At 61.9% G+C, this 19213-nt stretch carries 15 protein-coding genes; 6 read left to right on the plus strand and 9 right to left on the minus strand.

From position 1 onward, the window contains the following. Positions 1-207 precede the first annotated feature (207 nt). The 7 genes from CR157_RS21060 to CR157_RS21080 all read right to left on the minus strand — a co-directional run bounded on the left by CR157_RS21060 (position 208) and on the right by CR157_RS21080 (position 6201). A complete protein-coding gene (locus tag CR157_RS21060) occupies positions 208-1065 on the minus strand; it encodes a hypothetical protein (protein WP_110285488.1) in 858 nt (285 codons plus the stop codon). Between the two features lie 64 nt (positions 1066-1129). Further along, positions 1130-1696 carry a hypothetical protein gene (locus CR157_RS21065; protein ID WP_110285489.1) on the minus strand — a complete coding sequence of 189 codons (567 nt, stop codon included), beginning with the start codon at positions 1694-1696 and terminating at the stop codon, positions 1130-1132. A 579-nt stretch (positions 1697-2275) separates the two neighbouring features. Beyond that, entirely contained in the window at positions 2276-2893 is a 618-nt protein-coding gene (locus CR157_RS22425) for a hypothetical protein (RefSeq protein ID WP_146218743.1), read from the minus strand. Positions 2894-3105: 212 nt separating this feature from the next. Then, the gene (locus tag CR157_RS22430; RefSeq protein ID WP_146218744.1) at positions 3106-4065 is read right to left on the minus strand and encodes a hypothetical protein; all 960 of its coding nucleotides are present in this window, start codon (positions 4063-4065) and stop codon (positions 3106-3108) included. A 78-nt stretch (positions 4066-4143) separates the two neighbouring features. Beyond that, complete coding sequence (locus CR157_RS23380; protein ID WP_110285490.1) at positions 4144-4344, minus strand: KTSC domain-containing protein; 201 nt, start codon at positions 4342-4344, stop codon at positions 4144-4146. A gap of 332 nt (positions 4345-4676) precedes the next feature. Then, on the minus strand, positions 4677-5222 hold the full coding sequence (locus CR157_RS21075; RefSeq protein ID WP_110285491.1) for a hypothetical protein: 546 nt from the start codon (positions 5220-5222) through the stop codon (positions 4677-4679). Positions 5223-5427: 205 nt separating this feature from the next. Further along, the gene (locus CR157_RS21080; protein WP_110285492.1) at positions 5428-6201 is read right to left on the minus strand and encodes a nuclease-related domain-containing protein; all 774 of its coding nucleotides are present in this window, start codon (positions 6199-6201) and stop codon (positions 5428-5430) included. 359 nt (positions 6202-6560) lie between these two features. Here CR157_RS21080 and CR157_RS21085 point away from each other — a divergent pair, with 359 nt between their 5' ends. Continuing rightward, the gene (locus CR157_RS21085; RefSeq protein ID WP_110285493.1) at positions 6561-7502 is read left to right on the plus strand and encodes an IS110 family transposase; all 942 of its coding nucleotides are present in this window, start codon (positions 6561-6563) and stop codon (positions 7500-7502) included. Between the two features lie 1222 nt (positions 7503-8724). Here CR157_RS21085 and CR157_RS22880 read toward each other — a convergent pair. Together CR157_RS22880 and CR157_RS21100 are read right to left on the minus strand one after the other, a co-directional pair. After that, the gene (locus CR157_RS22880) at positions 8725-11361 is read right to left on the minus strand and encodes a hypothetical protein (protein WP_219999984.1); all 2637 of its coding nucleotides are present in this window, start codon (positions 11359-11361) and stop codon (positions 8725-8727) included. A 2-nt stretch (positions 11362-11363) separates the two neighbouring features. Next, positions 11364-12635, minus strand: coding sequence for a hypothetical protein (locus CR157_RS21100; protein ID WP_110285494.1), 1272 nt, complete (start codon positions 12633-12635; stop codon positions 11364-11366). 318 nt (positions 12636-12953) lie between these two features. On the opposite strand from CR157_RS21100, the gene CR157_RS21105 reads away from it, so the two are divergent. The 5 genes from CR157_RS21105 to CR157_RS21125 all read left to right on the plus strand — a co-directional run bounded on the left by CR157_RS21105 (position 12954) and on the right by CR157_RS21125 (position 19189). After that, complete coding sequence (locus CR157_RS21105) at positions 12954-15878, plus strand: peroxidase family protein (protein WP_110285495.1); 2925 nt, start codon at positions 12954-12956, stop codon at positions 15876-15878. Continuing rightward, complete coding sequence (locus CR157_RS21110) at positions 15862-16959, plus strand: catalase (protein ID WP_110285496.1); 1098 nt, start codon at positions 15862-15864, stop codon at positions 16957-16959. Before CR157_RS21105 ends, CR157_RS21110 begins: the two co-directional genes overlap by 17 nt. A 19-nt stretch (positions 16960-16978) precedes the next feature. Continuing rightward, positions 16979-17428 (plus strand): hypothetical protein, encoded by a 450-nt coding sequence (locus CR157_RS21115; protein ID WP_110285497.1) that lies wholly within the window; start codon positions 16979-16981, stop codon positions 17426-17428. Positions 17429-17516: 88 nt separating this feature from the next. Further along, positions 17517-17747, plus strand: a complete 231-nt coding sequence (locus CR157_RS21120; protein WP_110285498.1) for a hypothetical protein — start codon at positions 17517-17519, stop codon at positions 17745-17747. After that, entirely contained in the window at positions 17744-19189 is a 1446-nt protein-coding gene (locus CR157_RS21125; RefSeq protein ID WP_110285499.1) for a patatin-like phospholipase family protein, read from the plus strand. Before CR157_RS21120 ends, CR157_RS21125 begins: the two co-directional genes overlap by 4 nt. Positions 19190-19213: the final 24 nt, after the last annotated feature.

Below are 19213 nucleotides of genomic sequence, written 5' to 3' on the forward strand. Positions count from 1 at the left end.
CCATAAACTTCAATGGAGAGCATCAGCAGTATGTAGGGTAGGAATTTGACCATTATGGCGACCTATTCATGAGCGAGGTATAAAGTTCTCTATCGATCGGCCAGAAGCGGCCATTGAGATCTTGCTTATATATAACGCCAGTGGTAATGGGCGCCAACGGAGCGCAGAGTAGGTTGCGTCCCGTTAGCCACATTGTGAAAAATTCTTTCAATACCCAGTCGCATGTCGTTGTCGAATAGCTTCTTCCGATTCCCCGATTATCTCACTTAGAATCTGAAAATCAGGATCTGGTGACTTTTTCAGCAACTCGAGAATGAACGGGTTTTCGTTATTGGAGTGCATCAGAATCGATCCATAGTGCTTCAAGCGCTTGGTTTGGATCTTACTCTTCGCATATTTTGGAAACTCTATTAAGAAATTATCGAGCTCTAGAATAATGTCGTCGGTTAAACGAATTGCACGTTCATTTAAGTCGATAAATGTGGCCAAGAAAGCTTGGCCAACGGCCTGAATAACGTCGTCTTTTGATAACGTCATCCTCGCGTTATCCCCATGCACTTCGAAGACACGAGACTTGAACTGTTCATTGAGCGTATTCCGCTGCTCCCATAGCTCTAGAAGATAATTGTAATTGGAAACCATGACTCTAACTCTGGGGATCTGACTCCACTTGGGGATCTCGTCTTTGGTATCGTTTCCTACTGGAACGATAAATGAAAGCCCCTGAAAATCCTCTGCGAGAGGTTTCGCTTTAAACAAGATGCTTGGAATAGCGGTGATACGCTGGAAAGGATTTTCGTTAAGCTTGCCATGATAATTTCCCTTGACTGCAAATAGAGTGCTACGCGCTTCCTCGATATTTAACGTCCACTTATTCGTCGCATCCATTTTTTCTTTTTCAATCTGAACACCTTCCTGATATCTCAAAGTGAAATAGGCTATTGCTGCACCAAGGATCGAGGTGAAAAAAGCGCTTGCGATGGGAAAAACATAGTCTTTGAAATAATTGGGATTAGATTTCAGGCTTGTGATTGCCTCTGCTAAAAGCTCAGTCTCTTGATCCATATCTGCCCTTGTGTATTAACGCCGCAATCACGCGCTCGTCGCGTGCATTGAATTGTTGGGCGAACTAACCACTTTGCTCCCGGAAAGACCTAGGTTTTTTGTACGTATCGAAGCGCTCGGGATCATTCCGACAAAGACTGAACAATGTGGCCGCGATCCCCCGCATCAGTCTCTTGAGCAATAGTTCGAGCGTCTCATGATCATGAGTGCTTAGGCCTAATCCTTCATCATAGATAAATAAGGGTGCCTGAAAATTCACGTCTTCGCCCAAATCGATCGTTACGCCCTTGTAGTGCATCTCTTCTGAATCTGAATGAGCGACTATTTTATTCCGCAAATACAGAAGTCGATCTTTGATCTCTTTCTCAGCTTCGGTTAGCCGAACGTCGATGAGCTTGAGGCTCAAGTGAACGCCCGAGCGGGAAGGAGAAAACGGCCTGCAGAATGAGATGATTACTTGGTTCTCATAGCATTTAAATCGACGCAAATCGACCTTGTTGTACTTCTCGTTCAGGTCACAGTCTTCCATTAAGAACGTTAAAGCGGACAACGCCTGTTGGAAGTCCCAGTTTGAGTAAACCAATCGATGGAACTGTTCTTCGGAGACCTTCGGAAACTCAGACTTGCTCATATGCTATCCCGTACCTAAAGCCGCCCAACGCTGCCAACATGCGCAGCTTTTTAGTGGAGGCGAAGCCGAAACGGAAAAGTTGTCGCCATGATGGGCCTTGTATATGACTTCACGCCACCTATGCGAAACTTAGTCATCTTTTTCCCAACCTAGCCTCCCATCACAAACACTGCAACCCATCAAAAAGCTATCCTCCATATCTCCGGTATTAGGTTCGTTACACCAACCGCATATAGAAAGATAATCCACCTGAAGAAAACACTGCGCACAAAAATAGGTTTCATCTGGAAGGCGAGCTACAGTATGAAATCCCTCACAATCTGAACAGTTTCCCGGAACCCAGGAGTCATCGCCATCCTTCGCTGCCACATGCGCGGCCGCATCATCTACTAAGATCTCATAGAGGTTTTCAGGCTCTATCTGTGAGCCGCATGCCTCACATTCTGAAAATCCTTCATTTCGCAGGACGATGCCTTCTTCACAATCTGGGCACTTTATCCTTACGCACTTTTCCTCCAGCTCACAGACAATACATCTGGAAACGTAAGGGGACTCCTCCTTATCGTCATGTTCACTGGACTAAAATCCGCAAGATGGACATGCCACGTAGATAAAACCGGCCGCTATTCTTTCGTCGATTTTCGGTTTTACATGTTCATAGATAACCACTAAAAACTGATGATGCTCTCTTAACCTCCGGTCAATTACATCTATTTCATCGGTCCACTCAGAGAATACAGCCATCCAACGACCGCGAATTATTCTGTGCAACAGGTACCATGCGATAAGTTGCTTCTTAGCAATCTCCTCCCGCAGACGTCGGCCATCCTCATCAGACTCGGCCTCGTGAAAAAAGTGAACCATTTTATTTCTGTCGTTGCGTACCTCGCGGAATGCACGGACTTCCTTGTCCGTTAATCCACTCCCTGCGACTTTATGCAAAAGACGACAGGATTCGTCGAGAGAAACCGATTGAAAGTCTCCAGAAACAAACTTCTCCCACTCAGGCTCTTGCTTCCGAGCCACAACCAATGACCAATGTTCTTCCAGCAACCGAGCTTTAAGGAAACGCTCGACCGATGTATAGAACGCAACAACAGAATGCTTAGGTCGAGCTGCGAGACTTTCAATCGACACAGATAGAAAATCAATAGCATTCGTTACCAAACGTTCTTTTAGCTCGGTTGACTTTGTCATAATGCTGACCGCCTAGTCATAACAGTGATTAGATAGCCGGCTCAAATATACAGATGAACGCGCCGGCAGCATTTGCCGGGAGGGCCGCTGTGGGTCGTCATCTGCCTCAGCCATCACATCAGCATTGACTAAAATTTCTCACTCTGCCAGAAGCGGCCGTTCAGCAAGGCCTGATGTAACGCTCGCGTAATAGGCGCGAGCTTGCGAGCGTCCTAATTAATACGCTTGTTAGGTTCATCTTGTTCTGGATATTGGACACTCACCTTGATTATTGAAATATATGGCAAAGTGTCGAAATTAGTAATTTCATCTTTTGAACCATAATAATCCGCTTCGACTTGAGGCTCTTGGGAAAATCTTTCATTAACCTTAAAAGAGAAAAATTTTGAAGAATAATGGCGTTTTTGTCGATCATACCCTTTCATTTCAACGCCCTTATATTTGTTCTCTAGATCCAATACCATTCTTGACCATTCACACTTTTGGGGTGAAATGATTTCTTTCCCTAGGCCAGTACTGTTGTACATTTCTAAAATAGATTCAGATAAGCCTTGCCCTAAAACCATTTCATTAGACGTTTCTCTTTTAGGCCAAGTTATATGAAAAGGCGAGGATTGTAGTAAGAGGTCAAAACACCAGCAGCGGTTCTTTGGCATCAATAAAAAACGAGCACAATCTGAAAGCCCTTCCCTAACACTCGAATCTAACAAATATGTCCCTATTGCTTTAGAAGACTTATTAACACCGGCTTTTAAAGCTAATTCCTTAGTCCTATCAAGCTTCTCAAACAAGCCGCGCTCTCTTTTTGTAGAATTACCGCTGTCTATCTTTCTTGGATGAACTGTATTCTTTCCTTGTATCAACATCCCCTTTTTACATATTCTACCCCCTTTATGATTGAACTCTTCGACTATATAGAGCAAGTCTGCTAATTCGCACTTAACCTCATTATTTCTGGCGATCGCAAGTGCCTGAGGCGTTCCATCTATCCAGATAGAGTTTATCTGCACGAAACAAGGTCGACCATTAAGTCTGTTAGCATCTATGATTCTCTCAGCAAGTAGATTTAAGTAATCCCTCTGATGTAGATGGCGTAAAGCCCAACGCTCAAGAGATCGACCTTTCTTGAATCTCTTGATCCAAAACCAGTAGTTCCAATCTGAATATTTCACATGCTCTCCAGTGAACCTAACGCTTGCAGCAGAGGCGCGAGCTTGCGAGCGTCCTGCTGCCAGCACTTGTTAAGGTGATTAGCATTGAAAGCGATCTCTAATGTGACGGTCAAAATACGAACCTTTGGACGATGCTGAAAGGAGGCCGTCAAATATATATTGTGGAACGCGACAATATGTATACGTTCCTCCGCTAGTGAAGCGTATCTTCATATGCATGGAATCAGGATCATAGCCGACTGAGCTAATAGCTGATGAACGAACTCGAATCATTTCCATGTAATCACCTTAACGCCAGCCATGAGGCGTCGCGTCTTCGCGGTCGCTCTCTTGTTAGAGCTCATCTTCCTTTCGGTGGTTTTGGCGGTTGCCCCCCGCTACGTGGGACGCTGCCCTTAACAGACCGAGTCGGCGGCGGCGGAGGCGGTGGGGGTTTCTGCTGGCTGGTGTGCATCATGGCTACTTTCTCTTTTCTCGTTGACCGGATCCACGCCTAGGTAATGGCGCATCTTCTCTGATAATCCGCTTAGGCGGCGGCGGCGGCGGAGGCGGCTTCGCCCCCTGCGGTGGAACAACGCGGTTACTCACGAATACAGCCCTCCGGGGCAGCACTAGGAACCAGTAGCTTGGACTAACCCGCCGAGCGCGAAGCTCAGAACTGAAATCAGAATTGGCCCAATTGAGTACACGACGAACGACAGAGAGTCGTGCAAGCGATCCGCTCGGATTTTGTTTACCTCCGCATTCTTTTCGGCGCATTCACGAAAATACCTTCCAAGAAAATCTTGAAAGTGATGGCTGACATCCTCCGCGCCATCGTCAAACTCCTTATATGTTTCAACGAGCTCATCCCGATAGTCCTCGATCGCTGTAGCTACCGGCAAGCGCTCGTAAGAATGATTCCATAGGGCTCTAATGAAGTGCCATCCTGCGGAACCGACGAGAACCACAGCGCTTGCGTAGGAAACGATAAAGATCGCTCCTGCCGCGGGAGACGCAGCTTCCAAGTTGAGGCGCATAAGTATGTAGCCAAGCGCGCCAACCAAACCTGTAAGCACAGCCAAGGACAGCTGAAGGCGACTGGTGAGTTTGTCTCTGCTGTCGAGTTCATGGAAGTACAGCTTTTCGTAAAGCTTAAGCAGTTCTTCGGGACTCATGTTTTCTCGATACTCCCTAACTGGGCCTTCAGCCGGCCTCTGATAAGCTCTAACTGTTCAGCATTTTTTCGCCATGCTCCGCACGGCGAAAAAATGCTGAACAGTCACCGCGCATGCCACATAACAAGGATGAACGAGCTTGCTGCCTTTGCCGGCATGGCCGCTTAGGGTCGAGAGCAGTCGAATCTCCCATGCACTCCCCAAGTCAGATGACATTCTGCATCACCTTACATTGAGGATACGTTGAGCACCCCCAGAACTGCTTCCCAGCACTTGCACCTCGTTTTGCTGTGCGCAATACCATGCTACTGCCGCACTTTGGACATTTCCGCTCAGCGTTGGGATCAGAGCGAGCCTTGAGCTGTGCCACATGTTGACGTTGCGTCTCGCGAGAGGGTACAAGCCGACCCATTTGGGTCTTTTCCAGCGCATCCTGAACCTGAGCCTCCGACAGCACTACCTCACGGAACGATTTTATATAATTGACGTAACCGCCACCGACTGTAACATTCGCCGGCATCCTGGACTTGAATGTAGAATCACCAGTAAAAACCACAACCGAATGGATGGCGTCTGCGGGAACATCAAGCGCGGCTTCCAAGGCTTTAACGTGCTTGTAATTCTGACGCAGTGGGTTCTGAAACTTGAATGATTTCCGATACATCTTCTGAGTCCATTGCGCCTGCTTCTCGCCACCGAAGATCCACCCCTTCATGTTTTTCGTTTCCACGACGAAGATACCGAAACGGGAGACAAAGATATGGTCGATCTGGGTTGTACCGTCTGGTGTTGGAAGCGTGACGTTATGGACTCGATGGTATGTCTCTTCAGGCAACCGGAGCCTGGCCACCATCTTGACGAAGGTTTCTCCGACGACACCCTTTAACCATGGGGACTTGAGGAAGCCGATTAGAATGACTACGGGAATCAACCACCACAGCATCCTAATGGCTTCATTGAGGATCAGTGAGGAATCCATGGCTCTTGTCGCCTATACGATGATTAATCAACAGGTACCAGCACCGTGGGTGATCTTGCCCGGCAGCATTTACGGAACGGCCACGTCGGGGCGCCTGCGGCGCCGATCGCCCGGCGGAGCCTGGCTTGTATGTTGGAAGTGACCAGACAAGGGCAGTATTGAGAAGGCTTGCCGGGGTGGAGGGACGAGCCTGGCATCTGGCCCCATGGGCACAGACAGTGGGAGAGATCGCCCCACCCCACCCATTCAGCGCCGATAAGGAATCCATCGGCTGAGCGCCTCTCAGACCGACGATCTTGGCAAGCCAGCGCCTGGGTGCACCCCGGCAAGCCTTCTCAACCTAGCGCGGAGGCCAGGGCATGACAATCCAGACCCTCATCGGTATCGACGTCGCCAAGGATGAACTCGTGGTCTATCGGCAGGACCTCGAGACCCAGGAAACCCTGGAGAATCGCCAGCCAATCCTCAAGCAATGGCTGCATGGCCTACCCGCTCGCTGTGCGATCGCCGTCGAAGCCACCGGGACCTATCACGTCGCGCTGATCGAACTGGCTTACCAATGCGGCCACGAGATCTTCGTGATCGATGGCTACCAGCTCAATCATTACCGGCAAGGCATCGGCGGTCGTGCGAAGACCGACAGCAGTGATGCCCGGTTGCTGGCACGCTACCTCAGCCGGGAGCGCGAACTGCTGCGGGCCTGGACGCCGCCGCCGGCCGTGTATCGGTCACTGCAGACCCTGCTGCGGCGCCGCGCCACACTGGTCCAGGCCCGGGTGGCGATTCAGCAGAGCTGCACCGAACTGCCGTGGCTGGCGTCCCATCTCAAGCGTCTGATCGCCCAGCTGACGCGGATCGATCAGGTGATCCAGGCGCGCCTCCGGGCTATCGTCCGAGAGGCAGGGCTCAGCCACCAGGTGGCTCGCTGCCAGGCGATGGAAGGGGTGGGAGAGCTGACCGCCACCGCCTTGGTGATGGCCTTCCTCCGGGGAGACTTTCGGCACAGCGACGCCTTCGTGGCCTTCCTGGGCCTGGATGTACGGGTACGGGACTCAGGCAAGCAGCGAGGGCGGCGCAAGCTGACCAAGAAGGGCGACCCAGAGGTCCGGCGGCTACTGCACAACGCCGCCATGGCAGCGAGCCGCCAGCCGACCTGGAAAGCCACGTATCAGCAATACCGGGCCCGAGGACTCAAGACCACCCAGGCCCTGGTGATCCTGGCCAGGAAGCTGGCTCGCATAGCGTTTTCGTTGATGAAACACCAGGCGGAATATCGCCCTCCGAACCTCATGAACGCTTGAGGGGCAACATAGAATCTCCTACAAAAACCAGTGCTACAACCAGAGCGGGGTCGTCCTGGAGCAGTCGATCGCGCAGCAGAGCTGCGCTTCTACGGAAGCTGTTGCACTGCCAAGCGCGGGCAGACTAACTGACGCCATGAAACGCAGCAATAAAAGAGCAGAATTCCATGACGCCAATACCTTCCATTTTAGTTATACAGAAGCCTTATCACGCACGCGATTACTCTTCCCTTCGAATGGGAATCACATAGCTTGTTGGATACTCCCGGTGCTTGTCTGTAATTGCGTCAGTGATGCCAAAATCAATGAACACTGCGCTGGCTACGATTTTAGCACCCACAGTGCTCGGTATTGATCCGAATGCCTCTCTACCATCCGATGATCTACAATTGTACCTCAACGGATCGTCTGACCTGCGAACGGAATAGGTTGATGGAATCGATGCCGCCCAAGCCCCGCGTTTGTTCTGTAACTGGCATTGGCCATTTGATCCATCACTAAACGATAGTGCAACAGGTGTCATGGCATCATTCGTGATCGTTGCACAGCCCATGGTGCCGATTGCAAATAGTACCGGAATCATCATTCTCATTATATTTTCCCCAGCGTGGTCTTTAATAGATTCCTTGCTTCAGTAGAGCTTACTTATTCTCGATATTTCTCAAGGCTCCTCTTCCTGCATTGCAGTGATTGAAAGCATGCACGACTACTTGAATGCACGTGCTTGCCGCTTTTCCCGAGACGTCCCTTGGGATCGCCCCCAGCCAGTCGCGAGCTGAAGCTCCCTCCTACAACTCGCGATATAGCCACCGGTTGCTACTGTGAGCCGTGTGCAGCCCATCCATCGCGCAGCGGAGCTGCGCTCCTGCGAACACCATCGTTACAGCCAGAGCCGGGGCGCCTGCGGCGCCGATCGCCCGGCGGAGCCTAGCTCCTACAAAAACCAGTGCTATAGCGCAGCAGAGCTGCGCTCCTGTGAAAACCGTTGCCCTGCCAGGCGCGGGCCGGAATTTTCGACCAGGCACGCTACCGCCCAAGGGTGTCGCTCACCAGCCCCCTCCCCTATTGGCGATCGCAGGCCGCCGGCGTCTCTATCGGGATAACATTAGAATCCGATTGGAAACATTCACTTACACTCAGCTTACTAAAGAATGCTTCGGCTTGCGTAGCCGAATCCTGAGAAAAAGGTCGTAGGGGGCTGGCACCTTCGGCTGAGCGCCGCTCAGGGCTTGAAGTGCTGCTCGCCGTTGATGCGCTGGCGCACCCGCGAGGTCTCGTAGTAGATCAGCTTGCGGGCGCGGTTCTGGTTGCCCAGGGGGCGGTGCTCGGGCAGGGCGTGCCAGGGGTTGATGGTCAGCTCGCGGGCCAGGCGGTCGCGCTCCGGGGTGTCGAATGCCTGGTGGGGGATGCGCAGCCGGGCCACCGGGATCTCTGGCGAGGTCCAGATCACCGAGGCGTCCTCGATGGGCATGGTCACCGGGTCTTCCTGGAACTGGAGGCGCAGCTCGAACACCACCTCCTCGACCTCGCCCAGGGTGCGCACCATGGCCCGGCGCAGGTAGTCGTCCGGGGCCGGCAACGGCACCTTAGAGCGGCGCTCGAGCAGGGGCACGAAGCGGTACTTGATCGCCCTGCCCTTGCCGAACAGGTAGGGCACGCAGCTCCAGTAGTTCGCCTCGAAGGGGCTGCCGTGGGCCTTGGCGTAGAGCGCCTGGAGCAGCATGTCGAGGTAGTGGGAGTCGAAGGGGTTGAGGAAGTACCAGATCGGCAGGCCGGCGCCGATCAGCCGCTGTAGCTTGGCGTTCTCGTAGACGTCGGGGGTGGTGAAGGTCGGGGCGCTGATGCCCGAGAAGTCCTGGGTGTGGGCCTCGTCGTCGAGCAGGGTCTCGCCCGGCACGCCGAGCACCTTGACGCCCAGGCTGAGCACGCCGTTGTTGCGGATGTCCGGGGTCACCCGCGGCCCCGGGCCGCCGAAGCGCACCCAGGCCTCATAGCGGCGCGGGTCGGCGAACAGCCCGCAGCGCAGCTCGTCGGGCAGCTCCAGCACCTCGAACTCGGCGGCGAGCAGACCGTAGGTCTTGGTGTTGCCGGCGCGCTCGGCGGTGCCCTGGCGGTAGGTGCGCAGCAGGAAGTCGCTCATCTGCTCGGTGATGCGCCGGGTGACCTCCTCCTCGCCGGGCAGGCGGCGCTCCTCGGCGATGGCCAGGTCGGCGTCGATGGCGTGCTTGCGCCGGCGCCGCAGGATCCACCCCTGCAGGGCGTCGGTGGCCGGTTGCTGGAGCAGCCGGTCGACGCCGTTGCGCAGCCGGGTGGCGCGCCGCGACAGCGAGACGCCAGCCTCCAGGGCGCGGTTGAGCGTGCGCCCGGTGCGCAGCCACCAGGTATCCGGCAGCAGGGTGGCCGGCGCGGCCGGGGCGCTGACCTCGGAGGTCAGCCGCCGCGGCGGCGCGGCCAGGTAGCGCAGCGCGCGCAGGCCCGGCACGAAGAAGTAGGCGCCGCCATGCACCTGTACGAAGCGCGGCAGGTCGTGATGGCGGCGGCGCACCGGCTCGCCCGGCACGGTGAAGGTCGCCCTGCCCTCGCCCCTCCCGCCGATCAGGGGGTCGGTGTCGGCGTGCAGGCCAGCGAAGTTGGCGTTCTCGGCCCAGGTGTGCTGGACGAACTCGAACTGGCGGCTGATATCGGCGTTCAGGCACAGGAAGTGCAGGCCGCGCTCGCCGCCGTCATTGCCGGCGGCGAGCAGGTCGTCCGGCGCCAGGCTCGCCGCCAGCGGCGGCCCGTAGGGGCGGCCGCGCCGCAGCAGGCGGTGGCGGCGGTTGATCGCCAGGGAGTCCTCGGTGCCGGGCTTGGGCGGCAGCATGTCGCGGGGGTTGGTGCGCCGGATATGGGCGCCCAGCGGGCACTTGAGCCCCTCGGCGTCCTCGTGGTGATAGCCGAAGTCGTTGTCGGTGCCCTCGCCCGCCGGGCGCTCGGGCGCCTTGACCAGCGGCTCGCCGTCGGGCCAGCGGCCGACCATCCTGGCCGCCAGCGCCACCCGCGCCTCGCGGTCGGGCGTGGCGGCATCGAGCCAGGACCAGAAGCGGTGGACGTCCTGGCCGAGCTGGCGGAACACCAGGTAGCTGCCGTTGCGCCCCAGGTCGTGCAGGTCGCTGTCCTGGGCCACCTCCGGCAGCAGGTTGTCCGGGTCCTCGATGGGGTCGACCAGCGGGCGCATGGTGAACTGGTCGCGGGCGTTGGGGTAGCCGAGGATGAACTCCCCTGCCGCCACCGTATGTCGCGCGTCGTCGCTCGCGCTGACCCCGGCCAGCTTGGGCTGGGAGATGCCGTCGCGGAAGCCGAAATGCTCGCGACCGTCGGCCAGCGATCGGCTCGCCAGCGCCGTGACCACCTCGATGCCGGCCGCGGCCAGGGCCTGGCGCTGGTCGGCCAGCAGGCCGTCGAGTGCCTCGGGGGTGGCGGCGTAGCCCATCAGCACGGCATGGATCGTCGCCCCCGCCGGCCCGCCCCACTGCCAGCGCTCGGGGGCGCTGTCGCCCTCGTCGCCGAGGAGGCGGCTGCGCCGGGGCGAACCGGCGATGCCCTCGCGGAACTCCCGGGAGAAGCCCTTGAGCGCCTGCCACGAGAGCTCCAGGTGCTCCAGGCCGGCCCAGGTGAAGGCGAGGTGCAGGCGGTGCCCGCCCCCGGGGCGGCCCGCCGCGGCACTCTCGATGCCCGCCGCCACCTCGCCCACCCAGTCGCGGGCGCGCCCCGGTTCGCCGAAGGCCAGCATCAGGAAGCCGGCCTGGGGCAGCTCGCCGTAGCCGCTGAGCAGGATGCCCTGGATATCGTCGAGCTCCAGCTCGCTGTCGCTGCGTGACATGCCTAGAACCTCTGCAACCAGGCGCGGCACTGCGCCTCGCTCATGGAGCCGGAGAGCCCGGCGCGGATGGCCGCGTTGTTGGCCAGGTTGACCGCCGTCAGCCCGGCCAGCGCCGGCGCCCGGTACCACACCGCCGTGGGCACCTGGTGGTCGCGGTAGTAGGCCTTGAAGGCCTGCTCGTCGGAGGCGCCGCCGAACAGCAACAAGCGGGTGCGCGGCCAGCCCTCGCCGTTGCTGAACACCAGGTTGAGGCCGAAGGCGACGCGCTCGATGAAGTCGTCCTGGTAGCTCTCGGGGCTGCCGTCGAAGTTGCTGAAGAAGTACACCCGCTCGCCCTCGTCGATGATCACCCAGCGGGCGAAGTGGATGGTATCGATCTCGGCGAGCTTGCCGCGGTAGAAGACCCGTGAGGCGGCGAGCTGCAACAGCCACAGCGCCAAGTGCAGCACCACGCGCCGGAAGGGCCCCGCCTGGATATGGCCCACGGCGGAGAGCTGGTTGTGCACGCCGCGGTCCTCGTCGGTCTCCAGGGTCTGCACGTGCTCGTCCCGCGGGCGGCGGTTGTGGGGGGCGTTGGCCATCTCGTGCAGGCGCAGCAGCAGCAGCGCCAGCAGGGTCAGGGGCAGCAGCAGGATGGCCAGCGCCAGCCCGGCCAGGGCGATGGCGCCCAGCAGCAGCCAGCCCCCGAGCCAGCGCCAGCGGTCGGGGCCGGGGGCGGGGGTGAGCGCCTCACGCAGGTCGTCACGCTCGCCGACGAAGCGGATCAACGCCCGGCGCACCGTCGCGGGGGTACTGCCCTGCCACTCGCCCGCGTCCAGGTGGCGCTGCAGGGCCTCGTGCAGGCGCGCCTCCAGGGTCACCTGGGCCAGGCTGCGGCCCAGCGTGTTGATGTAGAAGGCGCCCACCCGCTGGCGGTGGTCGGCGAGATAGGCGCGGGTCTGCGCCTCAGAGGCGTCGTCGGGAAAGTCACGGCAGTGGGAAAGCAGCTCGCGCAGGCCCGGCCCGCCGACCGTGACGAGTTCGTGCAGGTGGGACTCGAGGTCGCCGTCGACATTGGTGGTCAGCACCAGCTGGGGCGGGTAGCGGCGCCCGCCGCGGCGGTGGGCCTCGGGGAGCAGCACCAGCCGGGCGAAATGCACCCCTTCGAGGCGGGCGAAGGGCAAGACGGCGTTGCCGCCGGGGTCCGCGCGCAGCCGCTCGAGCAGGCCCTGCAGCGGGGCTTCGTGCCCGGGGCGCACGGCCATGACCAGGTTGAGGGCTGATTGGGTGATCATCGCTCCATCCTTAGACGTTGTCCGAAAACCGCCTGCGCTCGGTGCCCGGTCCGCCGCTCTTCCGATGCCGGCGTAACCCTTTCTTCCCGCAGTCTAGTCAGACTTGAACATGGCAGCGTAAGAAAACCGTTGACTATACTTCCTGCGTCTCATCGCCGATCGAGGAGGAAGCGCGCCCGGAGCCCCGCTCCCCGGCGCGCTTCCCCAGGGAGGATTACCGGCATGTCACCTTCGCTTCCATGCGCCCCGCCCCCCGTCACAGGGTCCCCTTCTTTCCACTCCTCGCTACGGCACCGCGGCCGACACGGCCTCGTCGCCATGGCCCTGCTGGCATGGCTGGCGGCCCCCGGCGCCGTGCTCGCCGCCGACGAGGCGGTCGCGCCCCACCCCGAGGCCGACAAGCCCTCCTGGCTGGACACCTGGTCATCGCTGCGCGCCTGCAAGCGCCTGGTGGCCGGCGGCCTGCGCGAGGTGCCCGACGACCGGGCCGACCGCTTCCTCGGCAAGGTGCAGGAGGACACCGCCCTGTGCCGCGGCGGCAAACGCGCCCTGGAGGCCCTGCGCCGCGACACCCCCTGGGTCGACTGGCAGCACTACTGGGCCACCGGCGATGGTGCCTCGCGCAACGCCAACTACGACGACGGCTGGATTCGCCCTTTGGTCGGCGGGCTCAGCGAGCGGGTGCACCTCAACCCCAACGACCGCGGCATCGACGGCGCCCTGATGGACCTGGAGTACCAGCGGGTCGAGCTGATCAAGTTCAATCTCTTCGACAACGCCACCTACCGCGACTATGTGCAGGGCCGGGACGGCGCCCCCGGCACCACCCTGACCCGGTGGGACGCCATGCGCCTGCCGCCGGAGCACCCCGAGTACCGGGCCGTGGGCGGCAACGGCGAGCAGCGGTGCCGGGGCGAGCTGATCCGCCACCGCACCCTGACCGGCATCTGCAACGACCTGCGCAATCCCCTGATGGGCTCGACCGGCACCCTGTTCGCCCGCAACGTCGAGTTCGACGAGACCTTCCCCGACGCGGGCCACACCGACCTGACCCGGGCCCGCCACGGCGACCGGCTCGACCTGATGACCCCGGACCCCCAGCGCATCAGCCGGGAGCTGTTCACCCGCGAGCAGTCGCGGCCCGAGCTGTGCAACCAGGGCCGCGGGCTGCCCGGCCACGCGCCCGAGGCGCACTGCGACTACCACCAGGCGCCCTTCTTCAACGTGCTGGCGGCCTTCTGGATCCAGTTCATGACCCACGACTGGTTCTCGCACCTCAAGGAGGGCGAGAACGACGCCTCGACGCTGCAGTCGGCGGGCTGCCACCTGCCCGACGACGCGGCCGCCGGCCTCGGCTGCCGCCCCGATGACGCCTTCCAGCCCAGCCTGGTCGCCCAGGACGCCGCCCCCCAGGCCTTCGAGCACCAGGGCGAGCGCTACCTGACACGCGCCCACCGCACATTCAACAACAACGTCACCGCCTGGTGGGATGCCTCGCAGATCTACGGCTACGACGAGGTGAGCGCCAGCCGCGTCAAGCGCGACCCCGAGGACCCCGCCCGCCTGCAGCTGGTGGCGGACGACGGCAACGGCCCGGGCTATCTGCCGCGCTTCGGCCCCGGCTGTGACGTCGCGCCCGACGACGAAGATTGCGACCGCATCCACCCCGCCTGGGCCGGCCAGGAGGCCGCCGCCTTCCCCGACAACTGGACCGTCGGCCTGGCCTTCTACCACAACGTCTTCGCCCGCGAGCACAACGCCTTCGTCGACGCCTTCCGCGAGCAGGCCGCCGCCACCCCGGACGCCGACTCGGGGCTGCGTGACCCGGCCGAGCCGGCGCGGGTGATCCGCTACCGGGACGTCACCGACGACGAGCTCTTCGAGGCCGCGCGCCTGGTGGTCGCGGCGATGATCGCCAAGATCCACACCATCGAGTGGACCCCCCAGCTGCTCTACGACGAGCCGCTCTACCGCGGCATGAACTCCAACTGGAGCGGCCTCTTCCACGAGCACGCCTTCGTCGAGAGCGCCCTGTCGCGGGTGCTCGACCGGCTGCGCGACGCCGACGACGACCGCCATGCCAACGCCTGGTACTCGGTGCTGGCCGCCGGCCCCGGCATCTTCGGCTTGGGCAGCGAACGCTACGCGGATGGCTCGCTGTTCGCGAAGCTGCGCGGTGGGCGCGAGGACATCTGGTCGCTGGAGAACCCGGACCACGTCAACGGCGGCATCAACCACTTCGGCTCGCCGTTCAACTTCCCCGAGGAGTTCATCACCGTCTATCGCCTCCACCCGCTGGTCCCCGACCTGCTCGAGGTGCGCGACCTCGACGCGCCGGACCGGGTCCACAAGAAGGTGCCGGCGCTGGAGGGGTTCCGTGCCGGCGCCAGCGACCTGCTGCACGACGAGGGCCTCGCCGACTGGGCGCTGAGCATGGGCCGCCAGCGCCTGGGCCTGCTGACCCTGGGCAACCACGGCCAGTTCCTGCAGAACCTGGACATGCCGCACCTGGGCACCGATACCGGCAAGCTGGATATCGCCGCGCTGGACATCATCCGCGACCGCGAACGCGGCGTGCCGCGCTTCAACGAGTTCCGCCGCCAGTACGGCCTCAAGCAGTTGACCGGCTTCGACGACTTCATCGACACCAGTCTGCCGGAAGACTCCGCCGAGCGCCGGCGCCAGGAGGCGCTGGTGGCGAAGATGCGCGAGGTGTACGGCCAGCACGTCTGCGATGCCGACAAGATCATCTCCCACGCCCAGCGCGACGCCGCGGGCCGCTACCCCGACGACTGCCTGGGCCACCCCGACGGCACCCTGGTGGACAACATCGAGGACGTCGACGCCGTGGTCGGCTGGCTCGCCGAGCCGGTGCGCCCCCACGGCTTCGCCATCTCCGAGACCCAGTTCGTGGTGTTCATTCTCAACGCCTCGCGTCGCCTGTTCAGCGACCGCTTCTTCACCTCGAGCTTCCGTCCCGAGTTCTACACCCAACTGGGCCACGACTGGGTGATGCACAACGGCCCCGACGGCGTGGTGATGGAGACGGCCACCAGCAACGGCCACCGCCAGCCGGTCTCGCCGCTGAAGCGGGTGCTGCAGCGCACGGTGCCGGAACTCGCCGCGGAGCTCGAGCCGGTGGTCAATGTCTTCGACCCCTGGGCGCGGGAGCGCGGCGACTACTATTCGCTGCAGTGGGCGCCCCGCCCGGGGGCCGAGAACGATGATGCCTTCGCCCGCTAAGCGCGCCGCCGGGGCACTGGCCCTCGCCCTCTGGCTCGGGCTGGTCGCCGGCTGCAGCGACGACCCCGGGCTCGCCCTGGGCGAGGAGCGCATCGACCCCGAGGAGGCGGCCCTCGAGCGGGCCATGACGGCGCGGATCCTCGAGATCGGCCAGCGCCACCGGGCGGCCGGCGAGGCCATCCCGCGCTTCAACCAGCCCAAGACGGTGGCCTGCGCCCGCGCCACCTTCGAGGTCCCGCCCCACACGGGCGAGCTGGCCCGGGGGCTGTTCGCCGAGCCCGGCGAGTACGCGGCCCTGCTGCGTTTCGCCAATGCCACCCGGCAGGACGACCGCGAGAAGGACCTGCGCGGCTTGTCGGTCCGCCTCGCCGGCGTGGAGGGTGCCGAGGGCGTCGACGGCACGCGCGGCCGCCAGGACTTCCTGTTCAACAGCCACCCGGCGCTGTTCGCCGGCACCCCCGAGGACTTCCACCGCTTCGTCTCGGCGGTGGCCGGCGACCGCCTCTGGTGGTACTTCCTCAACCCCTTGGCGCCGCAGCCGAAGTCGCTGTGGATCGCGCTGCGCGCCCGCAGCCAGCCCGACAGCCCCCTCGCCATCGGCTACTACAGCACCACCCCCTATCGCTACGGCGACGACGAGACCTCGGCGGTGAAGTATGCCGTGCGCCCCTGTGACGGCACCGGCGGGGCGGCGGCGAACGGCGATGGCGCGGACGGCGACGACCCCGACTACCTGCGCCACGCCATGGCCGCGCAGCTGGCCGAGGGCGAGGCCTGCCTGACCTTCATGGTGCAGTTCCAGACCGACCCCGACAGCATGCCCATCGAGGACGCCTCGGTGACCTGGGACGAGGACGCCTCGCCCTTCCGGCCTGTGGCGCGGCTCACCCTGCCGCCCCAGGAGATCGACGACCCGGACGCCCTGGCGCGCTGCGAGTCGCTGGTCTTCAACCCCTGGAACACCCACCCGGCCCACCGCCCGCTGGGCGGCATCAACCGCATGCGTCGCGACATCTACCAGGCCGCGGGCGAGCTGCGCACCACCCACAACGCGACGCTCTCGGCCCCCGAGACGCCCTGACGGCAAAGGAGCAAATGCGATGAGCACCACCGTGCAGCAATGGCTGGACATGCCCCGGGAGCAGCTCGACGACCTCTACCGGCGGGCCGAACCGGGCGCGATCCCCAACGGCGACACCCGCGGCACGCCCATCGTCACCGGCAGCCCCCTCGCCCGGGGCTACGCCCACTTCGCCCGCCTGTTCGCCTGGCAGGGCAAGGTGTTCGACATGTTCGCCGAGGACGGCTCGGCCGGGGTGCTGGTCAACAAGGTCACCCCGCTGAGCCTGAGCTTCGTGGTCGCCAAGGTCTATCGGGCGCCGAGCTGGCTGGACGACCGGGAGACCATCGTCATCGACTACTCGAGCACCTCCTTCTTCTTCAGGGCCGTGCGCGACGAGATCCGCGAGATCGAGCCCGGGGTCTACCTGGGCAAGGTGTGGCTGGGCAAGACCCGCATTCTGGACTTCGCCCTGGAGTACAAGGCCTAGGAGCCTGCCTGCGCTCGCCGACTTTTCAGACAGTGCCTTGCAGCGAAGCAGCTTCCGGTCATCATCTGCCCCGGCAGGGAGGGACGCCATGGACCAGTATCTCAAGGTCGTATTTCCCACCCGGCGCCACGTGTGGATCGACGGCGCGCCAGCAGGCTGGACCAACAAGGTGTGCCAGGTCGAGACGGGCCATCACGTGGTGACGCTCAGTCCCACCCACCCGAACTTCCAGCCCGAGCAGTTCGACCTGCTGGTCACGGGCACGCGCCCGGATGCCCCCCTGATCCTCGAATTCACCCGCAAGGACGCAGGTACATGAGACACGTCACCCTCGCCTGGATGCTGGCGGCGACCCTGCCGCTGATGCCGCTCGCCGGCTGCGCCTCCTTTCCCGAGACCCGACCGCTGGAGCGGGTCGATGCCGCGACGGGCTACCGCTACGCCAACCTGGCGGACGCCGGCCAGGACGAGGACCTGTTCGTGATCCTCACCTTCTCCGGCGGCGGCACCCGCGCCGCGGCGCTCGCCCATGGCGTCCTGGAGCGCCTGCGCGACGCCTGGGTGGAGATCGACGGCGAGCGGCGCAACCTGCTCGACGAGGTCGACGTCATCTCCTCGGTGTCGGGGGGCAGCTTCACGGCGGCCTATTACGGCCTGCATGGCGACGCCCTCTTCGACCCCGAGGGGCGCTTTCACCGCAACTTCCTCTACCGGGACGTCGAGGCCCGGCTGAAGCGTGGGCTGTTCAACCCCTACAACTGGGCGCGGCTGGCATCAAAGACCTTCGGCCGCATCGACATCGCCGACGAGGTCTACCAGGACCTGCTGTTCGACGACGCTGACTTCGGCGACCTGACGGCCCGGGGCCGCAAGCCCTTCCTGCTGATCAACGCCACCGACATGGCCAAGGGGTCGCGGTTCACCTTCGTGCAGTCCCAGTTCGACCCCATGTGCGCCGACCTGGACCGCGTGACCCTCTCCCGCGCCGTGGCGGCCTCCTCCAACTTCCCGGTGGCGTTCACGCCCCTGGCCCTGAACAGCTACCCCGGCCGGTGCGACTACCGGGAGCCGGCCTGGGTCGCGGCCGGCCTGCGCGACCTGGAGGCGAATCCGCGGCGCTACTACCGGGCCCGCAGCCTGCGCGACTATCAGGCGCCCGAGCGGCGCTACGTGCATCTCCTGGACGGCGGCGTCGCCGACAACATCGGCCTGCGCTACCCGCTGACTGCCATCCGCTCCACCGACGTGCCCTGGAGCGTGCTGCGCAAGATAAACCTGGAGCAGATCGACAAGCTGGTGGTCATCGTCGTCGACGCCAAGACCCAGCAGGTGCCGGACTTCGACACCTCGCCCCGGGCGCCAGGGCTGACCCAGGTGGTGAGCAACATCGCCACCACGCCCATGGCCAACTACTCCTTCGATACGGTCGAGCTGCTGCGCCAGACCCTGCGCACCCGAGCCGACGCCCAGCAGGTCTCCCGGGAGACCACCCCACCCGACGAGGCGCTGCACCGGGTCGAGCTGTATCGCATCTACGTCGGCTTCGACCAGCTCCAGGACGAGGCGCAGCGGGAGCGCTTCCTGAGCCTGCCCACCACCTTTCGCCTGCCCGCCGGGGAGGTCGATGACCTGCGCCGGATCGGCGGCGTCCTGCTGGAGCGCTCGCCCTGCTTTCAGTCGCTGGTCGGCGGCCGCTACGACGAACCGGCCTGCGTCCAGGGCGTGCCCTCGCCCTCCCCCGGCGCGGCGCCGTCGTCCTGAGCGAGAGGCGGGCCGGAATCGACA

Source organism: Halomonas sp. LBP4 (assembly GCF_003202205.1).
In the GTDB taxonomy this organism is placed as follows: domain Bacteria; phylum Pseudomonadota; class Gammaproteobacteria; order Pseudomonadales; family Halomonadaceae; genus Halomonas; species Halomonas flagellata.

Excerpts from the sequence above, each read along its gene's own strand:
- CR157_RS21060 (WP_110285488.1), bottom strand. The coding sequence starts at position 1,065 with ATGGATCAAGAGACTGAGCTTTTAGCAGAGGCAATCACAAGCCTGAAA.
- CR157_RS21065 (WP_110285489.1), bottom strand. The coding sequence starts at position 1,696 with ATGAGCAAGTCTGAGTTTCCGAAGGTCTCCGAAGAACAGTTCCATCGA.
- CR157_RS22425 (WP_146218743.1), bottom strand. The coding sequence starts at position 2,893 with ATGACAAAGTCAACCGAGCTAAAAGAACGTTTGGTAACGAATGCTATT.
- CR157_RS23380 (WP_110285490.1), bottom strand. The coding sequence starts at position 4,344 with ATGGAAATGATTCGAGTTCGTTCATCAGCTATTAGCTCAGTCGGCTAT.
- CR157_RS21075 (WP_110285491.1), bottom strand. The coding sequence starts at position 5,222 with ATGAGTCCCGAAGAACTGCTTAAGCTTTACGAAAAGCTGTACTTCCAT.
- CR157_RS21080 (WP_110285492.1), bottom strand. The coding sequence starts at position 6,201 with ATGGATTCCTCACTGATCCTCAATGAAGCCATTAGGATGCTGTGGTGG.
- CR157_RS21085 (WP_110285493.1), top strand. The coding sequence starts at position 6,561 with ATGACAATCCAGACCCTCATCGGTATCGACGTCGCCAAGGATGAACTC.
- CR157_RS22880 (WP_219999984.1), bottom strand. The coding sequence starts at position 11,361 with ATGTCACGCAGCGACAGCGAGCTGGAGCTCGACGATATCCAGGGCATC.
- CR157_RS21100 (WP_110285494.1), bottom strand. The coding sequence starts at position 12,635 with ATGATCACCCAATCAGCCCTCAACCTGGTCATGGCCGTGCGCCCCGGG.
- CR157_RS21105 (WP_110285495.1), top strand. The coding sequence starts at position 12,954 with ATGGCCCTGCTGGCATGGCTGGCGGCCCCCGGCGCCGTGCTCGCCGCC.
- CR157_RS21110 (WP_110285496.1), top strand. The coding sequence starts at position 15,862 with ATGCCTTCGCCCGCTAAGCGCGCCGCCGGGGCACTGGCCCTCGCCCTC.
- CR157_RS21115 (WP_110285497.1), top strand. The coding sequence starts at position 16,979 with ATGAGCACCACCGTGCAGCAATGGCTGGACATGCCCCGGGAGCAGCTC.
- CR157_RS21120 (WP_110285498.1), top strand. The coding sequence starts at position 17,517 with ATGGACCAGTATCTCAAGGTCGTATTTCCCACCCGGCGCCACGTGTGG.
- CR157_RS21125 (WP_110285499.1), top strand. The coding sequence starts at position 17,744 with ATGAGACACGTCACCCTCGCCTGGATGCTGGCGGCGACCCTGCCGCTG.